The following is a 20022-nucleotide window of genomic DNA, read 5'->3' as shown; positions in this document are numbered from 1 at the left end:
CATGCGCTGGGTCGTAATGGGCGTCAGCGGCAGCGGCAAGAGTTCGGTCGGCGCCGCCCTGGCCGAAGCGCTCGGCGTGCGCTTCCTGGAAGGCGACGACTACCACTCCCCCGCCAACGTCGCGAGGATGCGCGCCGGCGTCGCCCTGACCGACGAAGACCGCGCCGAATGGCTGGACCGCCTGTCCGCTGAAATCGCGCTCGCAGCCGCTGCCGGCGAAGGCCTGGTCCTGTCCTGCTCCGCCCTGCGCCGCCGCTACCGCGACCAATTGCGCGCCGCCGACCCAGGACTGCGCTTCGCCCACATCCACGGCCCGCGCGAGCTGTTCGCCCAGCGCATGCAAGCCCGTCCCAACCACTTCATGCCCGTCGCACTGCTGGACAGCCAGTTGGCCGCACTGGAGCCGCTGCAGCCAGACGAAGCCGGCCTGACGCTCGACGCACGGCACGCCCCCACCGAACTCGTCGCACAAATAAAAAAGGCAGCCGTTTAAGGCTGCCTTTCTCCGAGCGGTGGGCGTTTACACGACAGCGCCGTCAGTCTCGTCCTTCTCCTTGATCGGCTTGATCAGGTCTTCGCGCTTCACGCCCAGCCACATGGCCACGGCGGCGGCAACGAACACGGAGGAGTAAATACCGAAGCAGATACCGATGGTCAGCGCGATGGCAAAGTAGTGCAGGGTCGGGCCGCCCAGGAACAGCATCGACAGCACCATCATCTGGGTACAGCCGTGGGTGATGATGGTACGCGAGATGGTGGAGGTGATCGCGTTGTCGATCACTTCATGCACCGACATCTTGCGCTGCTTGCGGAAGTTCTCGCGGATTCGATCGAAGATAACCACCGATTCGTTGACCGAGTAGCCCAGCACCGCCAGCACGGCCGCCAGCACGGTCAGCGAGAATTCCCACTGGAAGAAGGCGAAGAAGCCCATGATGATCACGACGTCGTGCAAGTTAGCGATGATCGCGGCGACTGCGAATTTCCATTCGAAGCGGATCGCCAGGTAGACCATCACGCCAACCACCACCCAGAACAGGGCCCAGAAGCCGTTCTCGGCCAGTTCCTTGCCCACTTGCGGGCCGACGAATTCGACCTTCTGCAGCGCCACGCCTTCGGTGCCGTCAGCGTGGACGCAGGCGCTCTTCAGCTCATGCGCGCCCTTGTCGGTCACTTTGTCGAGCTGCTTGACGGTGCCCTGCTCGGCCTTGCACAGCGCGTTGAACACGCTGGCTGCGGTGTCGGCCGCGCTGGTGCCGGCTGCGTTAGGCAGGCGGATCATGGCGTCGCGCGCGGTGTCGATGGCCGTCACTTCAGGGTGGTAGCCCATGCCGGTCAGCGTGGCGCGCACGCCTTCCAGGTTGGCTGCCTGCGCGTACTTCACTTCCATCACGGTGCCGCCGGTGAACTCCACGGAGAAGTTCAGCGGGCGGGTGATCAGGAAGAACACTGCCGCCACGAAGGTCAGCGCCGAAACCACGTTGAAGACCAACGCGTGGCGCATGAACGGGATGTCTTTACGGATGCGGAAAAATTCCATCTTTATTCCTTAGTTCGCAGGTTTCCAGACAGTGCCGATCGACAGCGACTGCAGTTTCTTCTTACGGCCGTACCACAGGTTCACAACGCCGCGCGAAACGAAGACTGCGGAGAACATGGAGGTCAGGATGCCCAGGCTGTGCACCACGGCGAAGCCGCGCACCGCACCGGAACCGAACACCAGCAGCGCGATACCCACGATCAGGGTGGTCACGTTGGAGTCCAGGATGGTGTGCCATGCGTGCTCGAAGCCGGCGGAGATCGCGTTCTGCGCGCTGGCGCCGTTACGCAGCTCCTCGCGGATACGTTCATTAATCAGCACGTTGGCGTCAATCGCCATACCCAGCGCCAGCGCAATTGCGGCGATACCCGGCAGGGTCAGGGTCGCCTGCAGCAGCGACAGGATCGCAATCAGCAGCAGCAGGTTGACGGCCAGCGCCAGTACGCTGAAGAAGCCGAACATCATGTAGTACACGATCATGAAGATCGCGATGGCGGCAAAACCGTACATCGTGGAATGGAAGCCCATCTTGATGTTCTCGGCGCCCAGTGCAGGACCGACGGTACGCTGTTCGATCACTTCCATCGGGGCGTACAGCGCGCCGGCGCGCAGCAGCAGCGCCAGTTCAGCCGAGTTTTCCATGGTGCCCATGCCGGTGATGTTGAAGCGGCTGCCCAGTTCTTCCTGGATGGTCGCTACCGACAGCACTTCCGGCTTCTTCTTTTCCCACAGCACGATCGCCATCTTCTTGCCCACGCGGTCGCGGGTCGCTTCGCGGATCTTGCGGCCGCCGTCGCCGTTCAGGTCGATGCTGACGGCGGGCTGCTGGTTCTGGTCGAAGGTGGCGGTTGCGCTGGCGATGTAGTCGCCGGTCAGCACCACGTCCTTGTACAGCACCACAGGGGTGCCCTTGCCGGCGGTGAACAGCTCGGAGTTGTAAGGGATCGATGCGGTCAGTTCGGTGCCCGGGGTCACGGTCTCGTCGACCATGCGGATTTCCAGGGTAGCGGTACGGCCGATGATGTCCTTGGCGCGGGCGGCATCCTGCACGCCTGGCAGCTGCACCACGATGCGGTCAGGGCCTTGCTGCTGGATCACCGGTTCGGTCACACCCAGTTCGTTCACTCGCTTGCCCAGGGTGGCGATGTTCTGCTGCACGCCGTTGTCCAGGGTGGCTTTCAGCGCGGCTGGCTTCAGGGTCGCCACCAGGCGCAGTTCTTCGCCGTCGGCGGCTTCCACCACGTTCAGGTCAGGCTGCTGGCCTTCGATGATGGCCTTGGCTTGCTTGCGGATCGCGTCTTCGCGGAACTTGACGATGATCGAGTCGCCGGAGCGGTCGATACCGGCATGGCGCACATTCTTGTCGCGCAGCTGCGATTTGATCGCGGCCTGCATGCCCTGGATACGCTTGGTCAGCGCAGCCTTGGTGTCCACCTGCATCAGGAAGTGCACGCCGCCGCGCAGGTCCAGGCCCAGGTACATAGGCAGGGCGTGCAGCGATTGCATCCATTGCGGGGTGTTCGATACCAGGTTGACCGTGACGATATAGGTCGGGTCGTTCGGGTCCGCATTCAGGCTCTTTTCCAGTGCCAGGCGGGCCTTGAACTGGGTGTCGGTGTCGGCAAAGCGGGCGCGCACGGAGGAGTGCATGCCGCTGCCATCAACAGCGACGCCGTCGGTCTTGATGTTCTCTTTCTTCAGCACCTCTTCCACCTGGGTGGCGAGGGCGCTGGTTACCTTAACGGTGGATTTGCCGCTGGTGACCTGCAGTGCAGGCGTCTGGCCGAAGTAGTTAGGCGCCGTGTACAGGGCGCCAAGCAGCACCACCACGGCGATGAGGATGTATTTCCAGACAGGATAGCGATTCATAGTCTTGAGCGTTCAGGCAATACAAAAACGGGCGGCACTGAGCCGCCCGCGCCATTCATTACAGGCCCTTCAGGGTGCCTTTCGGCAGCAGCGAGGACACTGCGTGCTTCTGCACCACGATTTCGGTGCCGCTCGCGACTTCGATGGTCACGTGCTGCTCGGTCACCTTGGACACTTTGCCCAGGATGCCGCCGATGGTCACCACTTCGTCGCCCTTGGCCAGGGCTTCCATCATGGCTTTCTGCTCTTTGGCGCGCTTCTGCTGAGGACGGATCATCAGGAAGTACATCACCACGAACATCAGGATCAGTGGCAGGAAAGTGGTCAGGTTGCCCATGGCGCCGGCGTCGGCAGCGGTTTGAGCGTATGCATTGGAAATGAACACGGTGACTCCAGTTGTTCTAGTTAAAAAATTAAGCGGTGTATTCTAGCACCAGCGATGCTGCCGACCTATATAAGGGCGGCTTGCCGTTTTTTAAATACCACGCGCGCGGTCGGCGTGGAATTGCTGCACCCAGTCCGGGAAGCGGTCTGCATCCAGCGCATCGCGCATCTGCTGCATGATGTCGAGGTAATAATGCAGGTTGTGGATGGTGTTCAGGCGCGCACCCAGGATCTCCTGCGCGCGGTGCAGGTGGTGCAGGTAGGCGCGGCTGAAGTTGCGGCAGGTGTAGCAGGAGCAGGTCGGGTCCAGCGGCTCCTTGTCATCCTTATAACGCGCATTCTTGATCTTGACGTCGCCGAAGCGGGTGAAGATCCAGCCGTTGCGGGCATTCCGGGTCGGCATCACGCAGTCGAACATATCGACGCCGTTGGCTACGCCGTTGACCAGGTCTTCCGGCGTGCCGACGCCCATCAGGTAGTGCGGCTTGTTCTCAGGCAGGCGCGGGCCGACATGCTGCAGGATGCGCATCATGTCTTCTTTCGGCTCGCCGACCGACAGGCCGCCGATGGCCAGGCCCGGGAAATTGATCTTTTCCAGGCCCTCCAGCGACTCATCGCGCAGGTTTTCATACATGCCGCCTTGCACGATACCGAACAGCGCATTCGGGTTTTCGCCGGCTTTGAACTCGTTCATCGAACGCTGGGCCCAGCGCAGGGACATGCGCATCGACTTGGCGGCTTCTTCCAGGGTGGCCGGGCGGCCGTCGATCTCGTACGGGGTGCACTCGTCGAACTGCATCACGATGTCGGAATTCAGCACGCGCTGGATCTGCATCGAGATTTCCGGCGACAGGAACAGCTTGTCGCCATTGATCGGCGAATTGAAGGTCACGCCTTCCTCGGTGATCTTGCGCATTTCGCCCAGGGAGAACACCTGGAAGCCGCCGGAGTCGGTCAGGATCGGCTTGTCCCAGCCCATGAAGCCGTGCAGGCCGCCGAACTTGGACATCACGTCGTTACCAGGGCGCAGCCACAGGTGGAAGGTGTTGCCAAGGATGATCTGGGCGCCGATTTCCTTCAGCTCCAGCGGCGACATCGCCTTGACGGAGCCGTAGGTACCGACCGGCATGAAGATCGGGGTCTGCACCTCGCCGTGGTTCAGCTTTACGGTGCCGCGGCGGGCGTGCGTCTTGCCGGTGGCGTCCTTCTTGATCAGTTTAAATTCAAGCATCGATATTCCTTGTAGTCAGCAGCATGGCGTCGCCATAACTGAAGAAGCGGTATTCGTTGACGATCGCGTGCTGGTAGGCGTGGCGGATCTCGGTAAAGCCTGCGAAGGCGCTCACCAGCATCAGCAGGGTGGACTTCGGCAGGTGGAAGTTGGTGATCAGGCGGGTGACGGTCTTGAACTTGTAGCCCGGCGTGATGAACAGGTTGGTGTCGCCGCTGCCGGCTTCAATCTTGCCGCTTTGCGAGGCCGATTCCAGCGCGCGCAGCGAAGTGGTCCCCACCGCCACCACATCGCGGCCGGCGGCCTGCGCCTCGCGCACCGCATCCACGGTTTCCTGCGGCATGGTGTACCACTCGGTGTGCATCTTATGCTCGGCCAGGTTTTCGGTGCGCACCGGCTGGAAGGTGCCGGCGCCCACGTGCAGGGTGACGTAGGCGAACTTCACGCCCTTGGCGCGCAGCTTGTCCAGCAGCGCTTCGTCGAAGTGCAGGCCGGCGGTCGGCGCGGCCACCGCGCCAGGCACTTTATTGAAGACGGTCTGGTAGCGGGTTTCGTCCACCTCACCCGGCGCGTGCTCGATATAAGGCGGCAGCGGCAGGCGGCCGTACTGCTCGATCAGCTCGAACACGTCGGCATCGAAGTGCAGGGTGAAGAATTCGCCGGCGCGTTCGCCCACGGTCACGTCGAAGGCATCGGCCAGGCGGATCTTCACGCCCGGGCCGGGCGACTTGGAGGCGCGCAGCTGGGCCAGCACGGTGCGGGTGTCCAGCACGCGCTCAACCAGGGCTTCCACCTTGCCGCCGCTGTCCTTGACGCCGAAGAAACGGGCCTTCAGCACGCGAGTATTGTTCATCACCAGCAGGTCGCCGGCTTGCAGCTGGTCGACGATGTCGGTGAATTGACGGTCGTGCAGGGTCTTGCCGTCCACATGCAGGAGGCGCGACGCGCTGCGGTCCGGCAGAGGAAATTGCGCAATACGCTCTGGCGGCAAGTTAAAATCGAAGTCGGATAGCGAGTACATTGACGAGACTACTGAAAAACTGTTGGGCAACCCTCTATTTTACGTCATCTGCCCAAAAACCACGCAAAAATGCCGGAAACGAAGCCAAACAAGCCTGCCGCCGCAAAAAAGCCAGCCGCCACCGCCGAGAGCAAGCTCGCCAAGCTTGGCCTCCGCACGGATATGGACCTGGTGCTGCACCTGCCCATGCGCTATGAGGACGAGACGGAAGTACTGACCGTCCGCGAGGCCTGCATGCGCGGCGGCGAGGTGTCGCAGGTGGAAGGCGTGGTCACCTCCAATGAAATCGCCTACAAGCCGCGCCGCCAGCTGCTGGTGCATATCGCCGACGAGACGGGCGATATCCAGCTGCGCTTCATGAATTTCTACGGCAGCCAGGTCAAGCAGCTGGCCGAAGGCACCCGCGTGCGGGCGCGCGGCGAGGTGCGGCATGGATTCTTCGGCGCCGAGATGGTGCACCCGGCCTACAAGATCGTGAACGAAGGCGCGCCGCTGCCAACCTCGCTCACACCGGTCTACCCTTCCGGCGAAGGCCTGTCGCAGCTGGTACTGCGCCGCGCGATTGCGGACGCGATGAAGCGCGTGGACTGGACCGACACCTTGCCGCCGGAAATCCTGAAGACCCTGCGCCTGCATCCGCTGGAAAACGCCGTGCGTACCCTGCATTACCCGCCGGCCCAGATTGACGAAAACGCCCTGATCGACCGCACCCACCCGGCCTGGACACGGGTGAAATTCGACGAGCTGCTGGCGCAGCAGCTGTCGCTGAAACGGGCGCAGCGCGCACGCCGCGCCAAGGGCGCCGCCGTGCTGGGCAAGGTGGGCAAGCTGTCGTCAGCTTTCGAAGCCTCGCTGCCGTTCAAGCTGACCGGCGCGCAGCAGCGCGTGCTGAAGGAAATCCGCAACGATATCAAACAGCCCTACCCGATGCAGCGCCTGCTGCAGGGCGACGTCGGCAGCGGCAAGACCATCGTCGCCGCGCTGTCCGCCGCGCAGGCCATCGACAGCGGCTACCAGGCCGCCCTGATGGCGCCGACCGAAATCCTGGCCGACCAGCACTTCCGCAAAATCGCCGCATGGCTGGAGCCATTGGGTGTGAAGGTCGCCTGGCTGACCGGCAGCCTGAAAAAGAAAGAGAAGGAAGCTGCCTACGCAATGGTGGAATCGGGCGAAGCGCAGCTGGTGATCGGCACCCACGCCATCATCCAGGACAGCGTGCAATTCGCCAAGCTTGGCCTGGTGATCGTCGACGAACAGCACCGCTTCGGCGTCGGCCAGCGCCTGACCTTGCGCAACAAGGGCAACGGCGACAACGTGCCGCACCAGCTGATGATGTCCGCCACGCCGATCCCGCGCACGCTGGCCATGACTTACTACGCCGACCTTGAAGTCTCGGTGATCGACGAGTTGCCGCCGGGCCGCACGCCCATCGTCACCGCCGTAGTGGACCAGAACCGCCGCGACGAAGTGATCGCCCGCGTGCATGCCGCCGCGCTGGAAGGGCGCCAGGCCTACTGGGTCTGCCCGCTGATCGAAGAATCGGAAGCGCTGCAGCTGCAGACCGCGACGGAGACCTACGAAACCCTGGCCGCCGCCCTGCCCGACCTGCGCGTCGGCCTGGTGCACGGCCGCCTGAAGCCCGCCGAAAAAGCTGAAGTGATGGACGCCTTTGCCGCCGGCGAAATCCACGTACTGGTCGCCACCACCGTGATCGAGGTCGGCGTGGACGTGCCGAATTCCTCGCTGATGGTGATCGAACACGCCGAGCGTTTCGGCCTGTCGCAGCTGCACCAGCTGCGCGGCCGCGTGGGGCGCGGCTCGGCGGCCTCGGTCTGCCTGCTGCTGTATCAAAGCCCGCTTGGCCCGGTCGCCAAGCAGCGCCTGTCGACCATGCGCGAAACCACCGACGGTTTCGAGATCGCCCGCCGCGACCTGGAGATCCGCGGCCCCGGCGAATTCCTCGGTTCACGCCAGTCCGGCCAGGCCATGCTGCGCTTCGCCGACCTGGAAACCGACGGCTGGCTGGTCGACCAGGCCCGCGACATCGCGCACGCCTTGCTGCACGAACCTACGCCCGCCAACAACGCCACGGTGGAAGCCCACCTCGAACGCTGGCTGGGCGGCCGCGAGGAATTCCTGAAAGTTTAGTTGCGGCTTGCCGTTGCCGTCGGCGTCGCCACCAGCGACTCCACTTCCGCCGTCAGCGTGATAATGCGCGGCACACCATCAACCAGCGCGATTTCCGCCTTCTGCTTGCTGAGCGATTCCATGCGCTCGCCGGGCAGCAGTACGACTTCCTTCGCGGTATCGCGTGCGGTGGCGCTGCGGCCATTCGACGACAGCGCGACTTCGCGGCTGCTGACCTCATAGCTCGAGTGCAGCTGCACCTTCCACAACCCTTCCAGCATGGTCTTGTACTCGCCCACGCTCATGCGCGACAGGCCGCCGCCGGTGCCGGGCATTGACACCATGATGGTGGCGTTAGGCGCGAAATTGGCCATCAGGCTTTCAGCATCGTGGCGTTTGACCGAGGCTTCCATATTGACCATGACGGTGCGGACTTCCGCTTCGGTCAGGCGTTTCCCGCATGCCGTCAGGCCTGCCAGGGCCGCGATGATAATGATTGCAAGTTTCTTCATATAGTGAATGATACCGCATGTGACAACTGTCGCATAAACTCCTTGCATTGGTGCGACACATGTCGCATACTGCCGTCATACGTCACAAGGAGCCCCTATGGCCATTCCATCCATTACCGAACTGACCTTGCTCAAAGCGCTGTGGAAACAGCAGCCGCTCAGCGCCCGCGAAATCCACGACCGGGCAGAAGAAGAACTGGCCTGGTCCTATTCCTCCACCCGCAAAACCCTGGAGCGCATGCTTGAGAAAGGCATGATCAGCCAGCATTCCGCCCACGGTATGCACGTATACGCGCCAGTACTCGAAAAGGTTGAAACGCTGGCCGCATTTGCGCACGATTTTTCGCATCGTGTGATGGAAATGAACGCGCCGCTGCCTGTGAATATGTTCACCGGCTCCAAGCTGGTGAACCAGCATGAGCTGAAAGAACTGGAACAATTGCTCAGTGAGTGGCCGGAAGATCAGGAGTAAGACCATGTTCGCATTAGTCTTCCTGCAGGCCAGCCTGGCCAGCCTGCTGGCAGGAGCCGGCGCCTGGCTCCTGCTGCGCACTGCCGCCCGCGCCTGGCCCGCCTTGCAAGCGCGCCGCGCACCGTGGCTGCTGGCCGTGGCCTTCGCCGCAGCCAGCCTCGCACTTGGCTTGCTGCCCCCCGCCCTGCGGCCCAGCATCGTGCCGGCCATCGAACTACCAGCAGTGCTGAGTCCCACCGCCCTGCCCCGCGATGGAGCTCCCGACCACGCCGGACCCGGCCCGGCGTCTCGCGCAGCGGCCGACGACGCCACCGACGATGGCGCCATGCCACTCGAGCCCGCGCCCGCCCTGCTGTGGCTGGGCTACGCCTGGCTCGCCATATACGGCGCAGGCCTGGCCGCCACTGCCACCCGCTGGCTGCAAGCCAAACGCCGCTTGAACGCCCTGCTGTCGGCCGCCCAGCGCCTCGACCGCTTCCACCTGGCGGCCCATCCCGGCTTCGCCAACCTGCACCGCAAGCTGCCGGAGGTGCGCGAGATCGACGCCCCCATCGCGCCCATGCTGGCTGGCCTGGCACGTCCAATCCTGCTGCTGCCGCGCCACCTGCGCGACTTCGACGCAGCCCAGCAGCGCCTCGTCATCGAACATGAGCTGACCCACCTCGCCCGCCGCGATCACTTGTGGATGCACCTCAGCTTCCTGCTGCAGGCAGCGCAATGGTTCAACCCCATGGTGGCGCGCCTTGGCAAGCAGATGGCTTGGGCGCAGGAACTGGGCTGCGACCGCACCGTGCTGGAAGGCCGCCCATCCACCCACCGCCGCGCCTACGCCGCCGCACTGGTCGCGCAAATGCGCATGCAAGCCACGCCCGACCATGGCACCGCACTGGCCTTCGGCGGCCGCGTGGTGGACGCAGTCGCCGCCCGCATCGGCATGATCCGCGACGGCGTCCCCGCCATGCCGCGCGCCGCAGCCGCAGCACTCGGCTGGGCCGCACTGCCCGCCGTGCTGGCCGCCAGCGTCTTGTTGCAACCCGCCTTCGCCTGGCGCCTCGACACCGCCGCCCACTCGCCCGCTCCCGCCACGGCCGCAGCCGGCGATACCGCGCCCGCCTGGCTAGCCCCCATGGAGCGTCTGCGGGTCAGCGCCTTCTACGGCATCAAGCACGCGCCAACCGGCCGGCTGCACGGCGGCATGGACTTCGCCGCCCCCACCGGCACGCCGGTCACCGCCCCGGCGGCAGGTGTCGTCATCGCCTCCACCAGCAACTACCGTGGCGAAGCAAAGTGGGGCGAGGTAGTCGTCATCGAACACCCTGGCGGCCTGCGCTCACTCTATGCCCACCTCGACAAACGCCAGGTAAAGGAAGGCGACCGAATCACCGCCGGCCAGCAATTCGGCACCTCCGGCGCCAGCGGAAAAGTCACCGGCCCGCACCTGCACATGGAAATCACCCGCAACGGCGACAACATCGACCCGCAAGCCCTGTTGGGCAACCTCGAAGCCAACGCCACGCGAACCGCGCTGCAACGCCTGAAGGCTAGCCGAGCGCCTTAACCAGTCTCCCGCCGCCAAATAGTCCTGCCGCGCAAAACGCCCGGCAGCGGCGGCGCTCATCCCAAGGAAACGCATGAAGAAGCTCACCCTCATGCTGGCCGCCGCGCTGGCAGGCCAGACCGCATCCGCACAACCGCAACCGGTGGTGGAAATCAAGACCGCCCGTATCGACCAGCGCAAAGAGGACACCGCCAGCACCCTCGTGCTGACGCGCGAAGACCTGACCGCCGCCGGCGACCGCACCGTGGCCGACGCCCTGCGCCGCCTGCCCGGCATCACCATCAGCGACAGCGCCGGCATCCGCATGCGCGGCCTGGGCAACGGCTACACGCAAGTGCTGCTGAACGGCCAGCCCGCCCCCAACGGCTTCTCGCTCGACAGCCTACCGCCGGAAGTGATCGAACGCGTGGAAGTGCTGCGCGCCGCCTCCGCCGTACTGGGAACGCAAGGCATCGCCGGCACCATCAACATCGTGCTGCGAAAAACCATCCGCCGCGACACGCAGGAATTGCAACTCGGCGCAGACACACTGCACGGCGCATGGTCGCCCCGCCTCAGCGCGCAAAGCAGCGGCAAGGCCGACGGCTGGTCGCACAACGTCAGCCTGGTACTGGCCCGTCCCAGCACGCCAGCCAGCCGCACCATCACCGAGAGCGCCCCCGGCCTGCTGCGCACCACCAACTCGCATGAAGACAACGTCGCCCAAACCCTCAACCTCGCCCCGCGCCTGAACTGGAGCAACGCCAGCGGCGACGCCATCTCGCTGCAAACCATCGCCACCATCACGCGCCGCCACGTCGATTACCGCTCGCACGAAACCATGCAGCTTGGCGAGACCGGCGACTTCGCCGATGTCCGCAGCAACTTCCGCCTACGCAGCCAATTCCTGCGCAGCGAGCTGGCATGGCAGCGCAAGCTGGCCAACGAAGCACAATGGGAACTCAAGCTGGGCGCCAGCACCGCCCCGCGCGAAACTGACTTCGACTTTACCGGCATGCCGCTGGCCGGACCCGGCCCCACCTTGCGCCACGTCGATGGCGACATCCGGGAAAACGGCTTCAACTACGGCGGCAAATATTCCCACCCTCTCGGTAACGGCCACGCCCTGGTCGCAGGCTGGGACGGCTCCGCCATCCAACGCATGCAGACCCGCATCGAGCATGAGTACAACCACTCCGGCGCCGTGAACTTCGTCCGCGACGACCGCTACGACGGCCGCATTGAACGCCTGGCCGCCTTCGCCCAGGACGAATGGAAGCAAGGCAGCGACTCCTGGTCCGCAGGCCTGCGCTGGGAAACCATGCTCACCGCCGCGCACGACCGCCACAGCGCCGAGGTACGCCAGCGTAGCACCGTCATCAGCCCCGTGCTGGAATGGATGCGCCAACTGCCCGGCAACGTCCAGTTGCGTCTTGGCGCCAGCCGCACCTATAAGGGGCCCAACATGCTGGACCTGATCCCGCGCCGCTTCACCTCCGACAACAACAACAGCACCACCAACCCCGACACGCAAGGCAATCCCACACTGCGCCCGGAACTGGCCTGGGGCCTGGATGCTGGCATCGACTACTACTTCGCGAAGGACAGCCTGCTCAGTGCCAGCATCTACGCCCGCGACATCGACAACGTAATCCTCACCACCTTATACCGCGACGGGGCACGCTGGATCGCCATGCCCGCCAACCGGGGCGGCGCCCGCGCCTACGGCATCACGCTGGAATCCCGCATGCCGCTCACACCAGCGCTGTCGATGCGCGCCAACGCCACCTTCAACCGCTCGCGCCTCGATCACGTACCCGGCCCTGACAACCGCCTTGACCGCCAGGCGCCATTGAGCGGCGCCGCATCCCTCAGCTACAAATACGCCGCGCTGTCGCTGGACGCCGAATACACCTACGAAGCTGGCGGCCCAAGCCGCGACTCGCTCACCACCAGTGCGCTGGCCCCCTATCAGCGCAAGCTGGACCTGCGCGCCAGCTGGAAGCCGTCGCCACGCGAGGAATGGCGCCTGGCGCTAAGCAATGTCCTGCATCCCGACCAAACCAGCACCTACGGCTACGACGACGCCAGCAGCGGCGCCTGGCGCCAATCCGCCATCACCGCGCACGGCGGCGCCACCGTGCGCCTCAACTACACGCACCACTTCAACTAAGGAAAGTAAATCTTGTCTGTTACTTACGAATTTGCCAGAACGCATCTTGTATGCGAAACTCGCCCGCCTATGCCAAAGATCACCAACATTCTGTTACTGGCCCTGCTGGCCGCCGTCAATGTCGTGCAGCCTGCTGCTGCGATGCCTGAGCCATTGGACGTGCTGCCGAAAGAGCAAGCCAAGGACCAGCAATGGCGACTACCGCTCGACGCGGGCCGCGTCAGCAGTTTCTTTGGCGCCGCGCGAGGCCGCCGAGCACACGGCGGCATCGACTTCTCCGTCCCGCACAACACCCCGGTGATGGCGACCAATGACGGCACGGTCGTCGCCTCCAGCATGGGCTACAAAGGCGACCGCAAATACGGCAATGTGGTGGTGATCGAACATGAAGGCGGCCTGCGTTCGCTGTACGCGCACCTGAACAAGCGCCATGTGAATGTGGGCGATTCGGTCAGCGCCGGTGAACTGATCGGTCTCTCCGGCGCCACCGGCAAGTCCACCGGCCCGCACCTGCATCTCGAAGCCTACCAGGACGGCACCCGCATCGACCCGAACCGCTTCCTGCTGGCTAACCTGGAAGACGACGCCCTGCCGTCAGCCATGCGCGCCAAGCGCACCGGCGTGGAGGAAGTCCCCCCGACTGCACGCACCAAAGAAAAAGCCGGCAAGAAATCTAAAGGCAAGGCGGCCCGCCTCGCCAGCAGCGCCAAACCATCAAAGAAGAAAACCCAGGTCGCACAAAAGTCCAGCAAGTCCCGCAAGCGCGCCTGAAAAAACTCCCGTCAGAAGCAGAGGTAGATGCGGTTGGCGAGGTCGAGCATGAAGGCTGGCTGCAGGTAGGATGCGAACGCCAGCGCCAGCACGAGGGCGACCAGGGCCCAGGTGCCGAAACGGAGCAGCTGGCGTTTCATGTCAGGCCGCCTGCAGCTTGGGCGAGGAGCGCACCAGCGGGCGTTCGTCGATTGGCAGGTTGGCCAGGCCGGCGAAGATGCCGAGGCCGAGGGTGATGCCCCACACCACGTCATAGCTGCCGCGCTGGTCGAACAGGTAGCCGCCCAGCCACACCCCGAGGAAGCTGCCCACCTGGTGCGACAGGAACACCACGCCCGCCAGCATGGACATATGCTTCAAGCCGAACACGCCGGCGATGATGCCGTTGGTGAGCGGCACGGTGGCCAGCCACAGGAAGCCGATCGCTGCGGCGAACAAATACACAGACCACTGCGACAAAGGCGCCAGCAGGAACAGGCCAATCACCACCGAGCGGGCGAAGTAGATGGTGGAGAGCAGGTAGCGCTTGGGCAGCTTGCCGCCCAGCTGGCCGGCGGCGAAGGAGCCGAAAATATTGAACAGGCCAATCAGCGCCAGCGCCATCACCGCCACGCCGGGCGTGACGATGCCTTTGTCTTTGAGGTAGGCCGGCAGGTGGGCGCCGATGAACACGAGCTGGAAGCCGCATACGAAATAGCCGGCCACCAGCAGCATGAAGGAGCGGTTGCCGATCGCTTCGCGCATGGCTTCACCCACACTCTGGTCGGCAGCGCCGGCGGCCACTGCATGCTTTGGCTCGCGCAGGAAGGACGACATCGGGATCATCAGCAGGAATACCACGCCTGCCAGCGCGTAGAAGGCCTGCTGCCAGCCGATGGTGGAGATCAATTGCTGCTCGACCGGCATCATCAGGAACTGGCCGAAGGAGCTGGCCGCGCCGGAGACGCCAAAGGCCCAGGAGCGCTTCTCCACCGGGGCGGCGCGGCCAATGATGCCGCTGACCGCGCCAAACGCGGTACACGCCAGGCCGAGGCCAATGAACACGCCGGAACCGATGATGAACAGCGCCGGCTGCGTCACCGTAGCCATCCACAGCAAGCCCGCCACATAGGACAGCGCGCCCGCGATCACCACGCGCTGGGTGCCCCAGCGGTCGGCCACCATGCCGGCGAAGGGGCCGAAGGCGCCCCACAGCAGGTTTTGCAAAGCCAGCGCCAGCGAATAGGTTTCGCGGCTCCAGCCATTGGCCTGTGAGATCGGCTGCATCCAGAAGCCGAAGCCGTGGCGCACGCCCATCGACAGCGTCAGCACGACGCCGGTCGTGATCAGTATCGTCTTGAGATTCAGCTGGCGGTCGTTGTCGGACATGGCGTGCATCCTGGCAGGCAAAGAAGGCCAGTGTAAAGGATGCTGCAATTTCCTGCTGACGACGGATCGAAACCGCCGGCTATGCGCCCGGCAGTCTGCTGACTACCTCAGCAATACGTTTGCGCAGCCAGACCAGGCCAGGCGCGGCCTCCTGCTGGCGATGCCAGATCAGGCTGACCTGGATCGGCGGCGCCGGCAGGGGCAATGGGGCGATTTCCAATGCATGGGCCAGGCCCGATTGCACGGCCTGCCGGCGCGGCACCGTGCCGAGCAGGTCCGAGCTCGCTACCAGCGCCGGAATCGGCACGTAATGCGGCAGGTAGAGCTGGATCTTCCTCCGCAGCTTGGCCGAACCGAGCACGATTTCCAGAGGCGAACCGCGCACACCACGCGGCAGCACGGCGACATGCGGACTGTCCTGGTAGCTGTCCGCGCTCAGGCCGCCCGCAAACGCGGGATGTCCGGCGCGGCCAATCACCACCAGCTCCTCCTCCAGCAGCGCTTGATAGCGCAGGTCCGGTGCGTCGAAAGACAGGTAATCGATTGCCAGGTCGAGTTCGCCCGTCGCCAGGCGGGTGGGGATGGTGGCAGCGTCGTCGCTTTGCACGGTCAGCAGCACGCCTGGCGCCGACTTCCGCAGCTCAGCCAGCAGCGCCGGCAGCAGCGCCATCTGTCCGTAATCGTTCATGCAGATGCGGAAGTGGTGCTCGGCATTGCCGTCGAACTCCTGCTGCGGCCCCAGCCCCAATTGCAGCAAATGCAGCGCCTGGCGCACATGCCCATGCATCTGCTGCGCCTGCGGCGTCGGCAGCATGCCGCGCGCGGTGCGCGTGAACAGCGGCTCCCCCAGCTGCGCCCGCAAGCGCATGAGGGCGTTGCTCACCGCGGGTTGGCTCATGTGGAGGCGCTCGGCAGCCCGCGACAGCTTTTGCTCCTGCATCAGGGCATCGAACACCAGGAGCAGGTTGAGGTCGAGCTGACGCAAATTCTGGATCATGAATAATGCTATTAACAAATATAAATTATTCAAATAATCCAGCGTTCGCTAGACTGCTGTCAAGGAGGACACAGCCCATGTCGTTTGATACGCAAGCGTTCCGCAACAAGTACCGGGCCAATATCGCGCCCTACTACAACCCCTGGCTGCACGGCGGCTTCGTGCTGGCCGCCGGCCTGGCCGTGCTGGCTTTCCTGCTGCGCACGCTGGACCAGGTCAGCCTGCTGGAATGGCTGACTGTGCCGCTGACCCTGGTCTTCTACAGCTGGGGCGAATACCACATCCACAAAGGCCTGGGCCATAAGAAGCTCCCCCTGCTGCCGACCTTCTACAAGCGGCATACGGGCGACCACCACTCCTTCTTCGCCGACGGCCATATGCGCTATGATTTCGCCAAGGACTGGCGCGTGATCCTGTTTCCAGCCTGGCTGATCGTGATTTACAGCTGCGGCGCCTTACTGGCCTGGGGCGCGCTTTGCCTGCTCAATGAAAACGTCGCAGCACTGTTCGCGGCCACGCTGGTCGGCGGCTACCTGAGTTACGAAATCCTGCACGCCTGCGAGCACTTCCCGCCGGAGAATCCGGTGGCGCGCCTGCCGTGGGTGCGCCATATGCGTCATCTGCACGAGCTGCATCACCGCCGCGAGCTGATGCAGACGCACAATTTCAATATCGTGTTCCCGCTGTGGGACTGGATCTACGGCACCCTCTACTGGCAAACGCCGTCCGGAGAGCGCCGGCCCTCTGCAATCAGGATGCAGCACCAGGTTGACATCCCCCTGCCGCCGGCCCAGGTGCTGGAATACGCCAGCACGCCGCGCCGCTGGCACGAATGGCATCCCTACCATGTCGATGTCACCGCGCCGGAGGGCGCTTTGCCGGCCGGCAGCCGCTTCGAATACTTCGGCGGGCGCGCGGGTCAATTGCATTGGGAAGTGCTGGCCTGCGAACCTGGCCGGCTATGGCAGGCGAGCGCACGCGGCAAGCATGGCCTGGAGCTGCTGGTCACCTACGAATGCGCGGCCACTGCGGCCGGCACCCGTTTCGTGCGCACACTGGAATACCGGTTCGCCAGCCTGCTGGTACGCCTGGCGGACCGGCTGGTCCTGCGCCGGCGTGTCGCCAGCGATTCGGCAGCCTCCTTGCAGAAGCTTGCCGTGCAAAGCGTGTCAGTCCACGGCGTAGCGGACGCCTAACTGGCGGCGCAGTTCATCCAGCACGCCCATCAGGTCGACCGACTCGCCCAGCGGCATCTCCGGGCTTTCCTGCAGCCCCTCGCGCAGGCAGCGCCCCACTTCCATCGCCTCATGCGCATAGCCGTTGCCGATGCGCGGGAAGTGGAATTCGCGCTCGCTGCCGTCGTTCAGGCCGATGGTGAAGCGCTCGGTATGGTGGAAGCGTCCATGCAGGCGCAGGAATCCCTTGTCGCCGCAAATGGTCAGGGTCGTCGGGGTGCGCGTATTCAGGCTGCAGGTGCAGACCGAAAGCGCGCCGCCTTCGTGCTGCAAGGCGAAGCTGGCCTGGATGTCGACGCCGGTCGGCGCCAGCTCGCCAAAGCCCTTCACGCCCTTCACCGGGCCGAGGAAGAAGGCAGCCATCGACAGCGGGTAGATGCCCAGGTCCAGCAGCGAGCCGCCGCCCAGCGCAGGGTTGAACAGGCGGTGCTCCGGGCCGGCGTCGGCCGGGAAGCCAAAGTCCGCCTGCAGGTTACGCACATTGCCGATCTCGCCCATGTCGATCATGCGCTTGGCTTCCAGCATGGCGGGCTGGAAGCGCGTCCACATCGCTTCCATGACGAACAGCTTGCGTTCGCGCGCCAGGCCGGCGATTTCCTGCGCTTCGCGGCGGTTCAGGGTGAAGGCCTTTTCGATCAGCAGCGCCTTGCCCGCCTTCAGGCACATGAGGGCGTTTTCGTGGTGCATGGCGTGCGGCGTGGCGATGTAGATCGCGTCCACGCCGGCATCGTCGGCCAGCGCCTGGTAGCTGCCGTGGGCGCGTTGGACTCCGTATTCGGCGGCGAAACTGGTAGCGCTATCTAAGCTGCGCGATGCGACCGCCGCCAGCTCGGCATCAGGTACCTCGCGCAGCGCCGTGGCGAAAGCCTTGGCGATCTTGCCGGTGCCGAGGATGCCCCAGCGAATAATCTTTTCCATGCATAAGCTCCTGGTCAGGTCGGCTTCCGCTTGGGGCGGAATACCGTGTCATCGTCGTAAAAAGCGTCATCCTGTTGCGGCCACCAGCCGGGGATGCCCAGCACCGGCAGCGGCGTGAAACCGCCCTTGGCCAGGCCCTCTTCGGCCAGGCGCCGGGCTTCGGCACGGTCGAGCCAGGCGCGCCGGCCTGCATCGTCCAGCGCCCAGTAATCGTCGCCGGCCTGCACCACACGGGTGTGGGCGGTGATCGCCTTGTAAGGCGCCACCAGCTTTTCCATCAGGGCGTGGCCGAACAGCCAGACTTGCGCGGCAGGGCCAAATTGCGCAGCACGTTCAACGAACGCCTCGCGCCAGCGGTGGTTGCGCAGGGCGTCCACCAGCGCGGCGCCGTCGGCATCGTCGCGCACTACCAGCAAGGCGGCGTTTTCATCGTAGATAGTAGCAGCATCGCGCGCCGGACCGCGCGACTTGCCCACGCCGTCCTGTGCGATCTGGGCGGACTGCAGCGCGTTCAGCTCGCGTTTGATGATCGGGAAGGTCAGCCACACCAGGCCGTTGAAGAAGTCGTGCAGGTTGTCGCGCGTGGGCACCTGGCCGGTGGCGCCGATGAATTCTTCATAAGCGGTGCCTTCCGGCAGCGCGTCCTGCGGCACGAAGCGCAGCGGCTGGCCAGCGTGGTTGACCAGCGCCAGCGCAGTGGCTTGCTCGCAGAACGGGCCGACTACGCTGGGCAGGGAGAGGTCGATGCGGGAAGCGGCGTCCCGCACCGCGGCGTACCACGGGCGGGACCAGTCGATCTCTGCGAACACTATGATCCTTAGACCATTTTCCAGTTGATGACTTCGCCGGCGTTCAGCGGGATCAGCTTGGAATCGCCGAATGGCAGGTCGGCTGGCAGCGTCCACTGCTCGCGCTTCAGGGTGATCTTGCCCATATTTGGCTCCAGGCCGTAGAAAGCAGGGCCGTTCAGCGAGGCGAAGGCTTCCAGCTTGTCCAGCGCGCCGGCGCGGGCGAAGGCTTCGGTGTACAGCTCCATCGCGTGCAGCGCGGTGTAGCAGCCGGCGCAGCCGCAAGCCGCTTCCTTGGCGCCCTGCGCGTGCGGCGCGGAGTCGGTGCCGAGGAAGAAACGCTCGTCGCCGCTGGTGGCGGCAGTCACCAGCGCGAGGCGGTGCTCTTCACGCTTCAGCACCGGCAGGCAGTAGTAGTGGGGACGGATGCCGCCTTTGAAGATCTCGTTGCGGTTGTACAGCAGATGGTGGGCGGTGATGGTGGCCGCGATCGGGCCTTCCGCCTCTGCCACGTACTGCGCGGCGTCCTTGGTAGTGATGTGCTCGAACACGATGTTCAGTGCCGGTAGGTCCTTGCGCAGCGGGCGCATCACGCGTTCGATGAAGACGGCCTCGCGGTCGAACAGGTCGATGTCCTGGTCGGTGACTTCGCCGTGCACCAGGAAAGGCATGCCCACCTCCTGCATGGTTTCCAGCACCTTGTAGCACTTGGCCAGGTCGGTCACGCCCGCGTCGGAATTGGTGGTGGCGCCGGCTGGGTACAGCTTGACCGCATGCACAAAGCCGCTGTCGGCGGCGCGGATGATTTCGTCCGGCGAGGTGTTGTCGGTCAGGTAGAGCGTCATCAGCGGCTCGAAGTCCATGCCTTGCGGCAGGGCGGCCAGGATGCGGTCGCGGTAGGCGGCCGCCTGCGCCACGGTGGTGACAGGAGGTTTCAAATTTGGCATCACGATCGCACGGCCGAACTGGCGCGCGGTGTCCGGCAGGACGCTGGCCATGGTGGCGCCATCACGCAGGTGAAGGTGCCAGTCGTCTGGGCGGGTAATGGTGATGCTTTGTGGGATCTCGAAGTCACTCAT

19 protein-coding genes are annotated in these 20022 nt (G+C 64.5%); 7 read left to right on the top strand and 12 right to left on the bottom strand.

The window, feature by feature from the left end; genetic code table 11:
- Position 1 precedes the first annotated feature (1 nt).
- Complete coding sequence (locus AAHE99_RS15725) at positions 2–493, top strand: gluconokinase (protein ID WP_342118297.1); 492 nt, start codon at positions 2–4, stop codon at positions 491–493.
- Between the two features lie 27 nt (positions 494–520).
- Here the strand turns inward: AAHE99_RS15725 and secF are convergent, their stop codons facing one another.
- From secF to queA, 5 genes are all read right to left on the bottom strand, one after another.
- Complete coding sequence (secF, locus tag AAHE99_RS15720; RefSeq protein WP_342118296.1) at positions 521–1540, bottom strand: protein translocase subunit SecF; 1020 nt, start codon at positions 1538–1540, stop codon at positions 521–523.
- Positions 1541–1549: 9 nt separating this feature from the next.
- Complete coding sequence (gene secD / locus AAHE99_RS15715; RefSeq protein ID WP_342118295.1) at positions 1550–3409, bottom strand: protein translocase subunit SecD; 1860 nt, start codon at positions 3407–3409, stop codon at positions 1550–1552.
- A gap of 58 nt (positions 3410–3467) precedes the next feature.
- Positions 3468–3794: a preprotein translocase subunit YajC gene (yajC, locus tag AAHE99_RS15710; protein ID WP_342118294.1), complete on the bottom strand. Its 327-nt coding sequence runs from the start codon at positions 3792–3794 to the stop codon at positions 3468–3470.
- Positions 3795–3884: 90 nt separating this feature from the next.
- Positions 3885–5024, bottom strand: coding sequence for a tRNA guanosine(34) transglycosylase Tgt (gene tgt, locus AAHE99_RS15705; RefSeq protein ID WP_342118293.1), 1140 nt, complete (start codon positions 5022–5024; stop codon positions 3885–3887).
- The gene (queA, locus tag AAHE99_RS15700; RefSeq protein ID WP_342118292.1) at positions 5017–6045 is read right to left on the bottom strand and encodes a tRNA preQ1(34) S-adenosylmethionine ribosyltransferase-isomerase QueA; all 1029 of its coding nucleotides are present in this window, start codon (positions 6043–6045) and stop codon (positions 5017–5019) included. Before queA ends, tgt begins: the two co-directional genes overlap by 8 nt.
- Before the next feature lie 69 nt (positions 6046–6114).
- Here queA and recG point away from each other — a divergent pair, with 69 nt between their 5' ends.
- Positions 6115–8193, top strand: a complete 2079-nt coding sequence (gene recG / locus AAHE99_RS15695) for an ATP-dependent DNA helicase RecG (RefSeq protein WP_342118291.1) — start codon at positions 6115–6117, stop codon at positions 8191–8193.
- On the opposite strand, the gene AAHE99_RS15690 is transcribed toward recG, so the two are convergent.
- Positions 8190–8684, bottom strand: a complete 495-nt coding sequence (locus AAHE99_RS15690; RefSeq protein ID WP_342118290.1) for a hypothetical protein — start codon at positions 8682–8684, stop codon at positions 8190–8192. The two genes, recG and AAHE99_RS15690, sit on opposite strands and share 4 nt — an antisense overlap.
- A gap of 97 nt (positions 8685–8781) precedes the next feature.
- Between AAHE99_RS15690 and AAHE99_RS15685 the strand changes: the two genes are divergently transcribed.
- The 4 genes from AAHE99_RS15685 (at position 8782) to AAHE99_RS15670 (ending at position 13637) form a co-directional block, all read left to right on the top strand.
- Positions 8782–9156 carry a BlaI/MecI/CopY family transcriptional regulator gene (locus tag AAHE99_RS15685; RefSeq protein WP_342118289.1) on the top strand — a complete coding sequence of 125 codons (375 nt, stop codon included), beginning with the start codon at positions 8782–8784 and terminating at the stop codon, positions 9154–9156.
- Between the two features lie 4 nt (positions 9157–9160).
- Positions 9161–10714, top strand: coding sequence for a M23/M56 family metallopeptidase (locus AAHE99_RS15680; RefSeq protein WP_342118288.1), 1554 nt, complete (start codon positions 9161–9163; stop codon positions 10712–10714).
- Positions 10715–10787: 73 nt separating this feature from the next.
- Entirely contained in the window at positions 10788–12866 is a 2079-nt protein-coding gene (locus tag AAHE99_RS15675; RefSeq protein ID WP_342118287.1) for a TonB-dependent receptor plug domain-containing protein, read from the top strand.
- Between the two features lie 69 nt (positions 12867–12935).
- Positions 12936–13637 carry a M23 family metallopeptidase gene (locus tag AAHE99_RS15670; RefSeq protein WP_342118286.1) on the top strand — a complete coding sequence of 234 codons (702 nt, stop codon included), beginning with the start codon at positions 12936–12938 and terminating at the stop codon, positions 13635–13637.
- Positions 13638–13648: 11 nt separating this feature from the next.
- Here the strand turns inward: AAHE99_RS15670 and AAHE99_RS15665 are convergent, their stop codons facing one another.
- From AAHE99_RS15665 to bsrA, 3 genes are all read right to left on the bottom strand, one after another.
- Entirely contained in the window at positions 13649–13777 is a 129-nt protein-coding gene (locus AAHE99_RS15665) for a hypothetical protein (protein ID WP_342118285.1), read from the bottom strand.
- 1 nt (position 13778) lies between these two features.
- Positions 13779–15005, bottom strand: a complete 1227-nt coding sequence (locus AAHE99_RS15660) for an MFS transporter (protein ID WP_342118284.1) — start codon at positions 15003–15005, stop codon at positions 13779–13781.
- A 79-nt stretch (positions 15006–15084) separates the two neighbouring features.
- The gene (bsrA, locus tag AAHE99_RS15655; protein WP_342118283.1) at positions 15085–16002 is read right to left on the bottom strand and encodes a LysR family transcriptional regulator BsrA; all 918 of its coding nucleotides are present in this window, start codon (positions 16000–16002) and stop codon (positions 15085–15087) included.
- A 77-nt stretch (positions 16003–16079) separates the two neighbouring features.
- Between bsrA and AAHE99_RS15650 the strand changes: the two genes are divergently transcribed.
- Complete coding sequence (locus tag AAHE99_RS15650) at positions 16080–17198, top strand: SRPBCC family protein (RefSeq protein WP_342118282.1); 1119 nt, start codon at positions 16080–16082, stop codon at positions 17196–17198.
- Here AAHE99_RS15650 and AAHE99_RS15645 read toward each other — a convergent pair.
- From AAHE99_RS15645 to pyrC, 3 genes are read right to left on the bottom strand one after another with little or no spacing between them, the layout of a single operon-like run.
- Positions 17172–18155 carry a Gfo/Idh/MocA family protein gene (locus AAHE99_RS15645; protein WP_342118281.1) on the bottom strand — a complete coding sequence of 328 codons (984 nt, stop codon included), beginning with the start codon at positions 18153–18155 and terminating at the stop codon, positions 17172–17174. The genes AAHE99_RS15650 and AAHE99_RS15645 overlap by 27 nt on opposite strands.
- 14 nt (positions 18156–18169) lie before the next feature.
- A complete protein-coding gene (locus tag AAHE99_RS15640) occupies positions 18170–18964 on the bottom strand; it encodes a DUF3025 domain-containing protein (protein WP_342118280.1) in 795 nt (264 codons plus the stop codon).
- An 8-nt stretch (positions 18965–18972) separates the two neighbouring features.
- Complete coding sequence (gene pyrC / locus AAHE99_RS15635) at positions 18973–20022, bottom strand: dihydroorotase (protein WP_342118279.1); 1050 nt, start codon at positions 20020–20022, stop codon at positions 18973–18975.

It is taken from the genome of Pseudoduganella sp. OTU4001, from assembly GCF_038440195.1.
In the GTDB taxonomy this organism is placed as follows: Bacteria; Pseudomonadota; Gammaproteobacteria; order Burkholderiales; family Burkholderiaceae_D; genus Rugamonas.
Note: the sequence above shows the minus strand (reverse complement) of the source record. Positions and strands in the feature narration are given on the sequence as shown.

Bases quoted from the DNA above. Each gene is read 5' to 3' on its own strand.
- recG (WP_342118291.1), top strand. From the start codon at position 6,115: ATGCCGGAAACGAAGCCAAACAAGCCTGCCGCCGCAAAAAAGCCAGCC.
- AAHE99_RS15650 (WP_342118282.1), top strand. From the start codon at position 16,080: ATGTCGTTTGATACGCAAGCGTTCCGCAACAAGTACCGGGCCAATATC.
- AAHE99_RS15680 (WP_342118288.1), top strand. From the start codon at position 9,161: ATGTTCGCATTAGTCTTCCTGCAGGCCAGCCTGGCCAGCCTGCTGGCA.
- secF (WP_342118296.1), bottom strand. From the start codon at position 1,540: ATGGAATTTTTCCGCATCCGTAAAGACATCCCGTTCATGCGCCACGCG.
- secD (WP_342118295.1), bottom strand. From the start codon at position 3,409: ATGAATCGCTATCCTGTCTGGAAATACATCCTCATCGCCGTGGTGGTG.
- tgt (WP_342118293.1), bottom strand. From the start codon at position 5,024: ATGCTTGAATTTAAACTGATCAAGAAGGACGCCACCGGCAAGACGCAC.
- AAHE99_RS15675 (WP_342118287.1), top strand. From the start codon at position 10,788: ATGAAGAAGCTCACCCTCATGCTGGCCGCCGCGCTGGCAGGCCAGACC.
- AAHE99_RS15725 (WP_342118297.1), top strand. From the start codon at position 2: ATGCGCTGGGTCGTAATGGGCGTCAGCGGCAGCGGCAAGAGTTCGGTC.
- pyrC (WP_342118279.1), bottom strand. From the start codon at position 20,022: ATGAGTGACTTCGAGATCCCACAAAGCATCACCATTACCCGCCCAGAC.
- AAHE99_RS15660 (WP_342118284.1), bottom strand. From the start codon at position 15,005: ATGTCCGACAACGACCGCCAGCTGAATCTCAAGACGATACTGATCACG.
- AAHE99_RS15685 (WP_342118289.1), top strand. From the start codon at position 8,782: ATGGCCATTCCATCCATTACCGAACTGACCTTGCTCAAAGCGCTGTGG.
- queA (WP_342118292.1), bottom strand. From the start codon at position 6,045: ATGTACTCGCTATCCGACTTCGATTTTAACTTGCCGCCAGAGCGTATT.
- AAHE99_RS15645 (WP_342118281.1), bottom strand. From the start codon at position 18,155: ATGGAAAAGATTATTCGCTGGGGCATCCTCGGCACCGGCAAGATCGCC.
- AAHE99_RS15670 (WP_342118286.1), top strand. From the start codon at position 12,936: ATGCCAAAGATCACCAACATTCTGTTACTGGCCCTGCTGGCCGCCGTC.
- AAHE99_RS15665 (WP_342118285.1), bottom strand. From the start codon at position 13,777: ATGAAACGCCAGCTGCTCCGTTTCGGCACCTGGGCCCTGGTCGCCCTC.
- AAHE99_RS15690 (WP_342118290.1), bottom strand. From the start codon at position 8,684: ATGAAGAAACTTGCAATCATTATCATCGCGGCCCTGGCAGGCCTGACG.
- bsrA (WP_342118283.1), bottom strand. From the start codon at position 16,002: ATGATCCAGAATTTGCGTCAGCTCGACCTCAACCTGCTCCTGGTGTTC.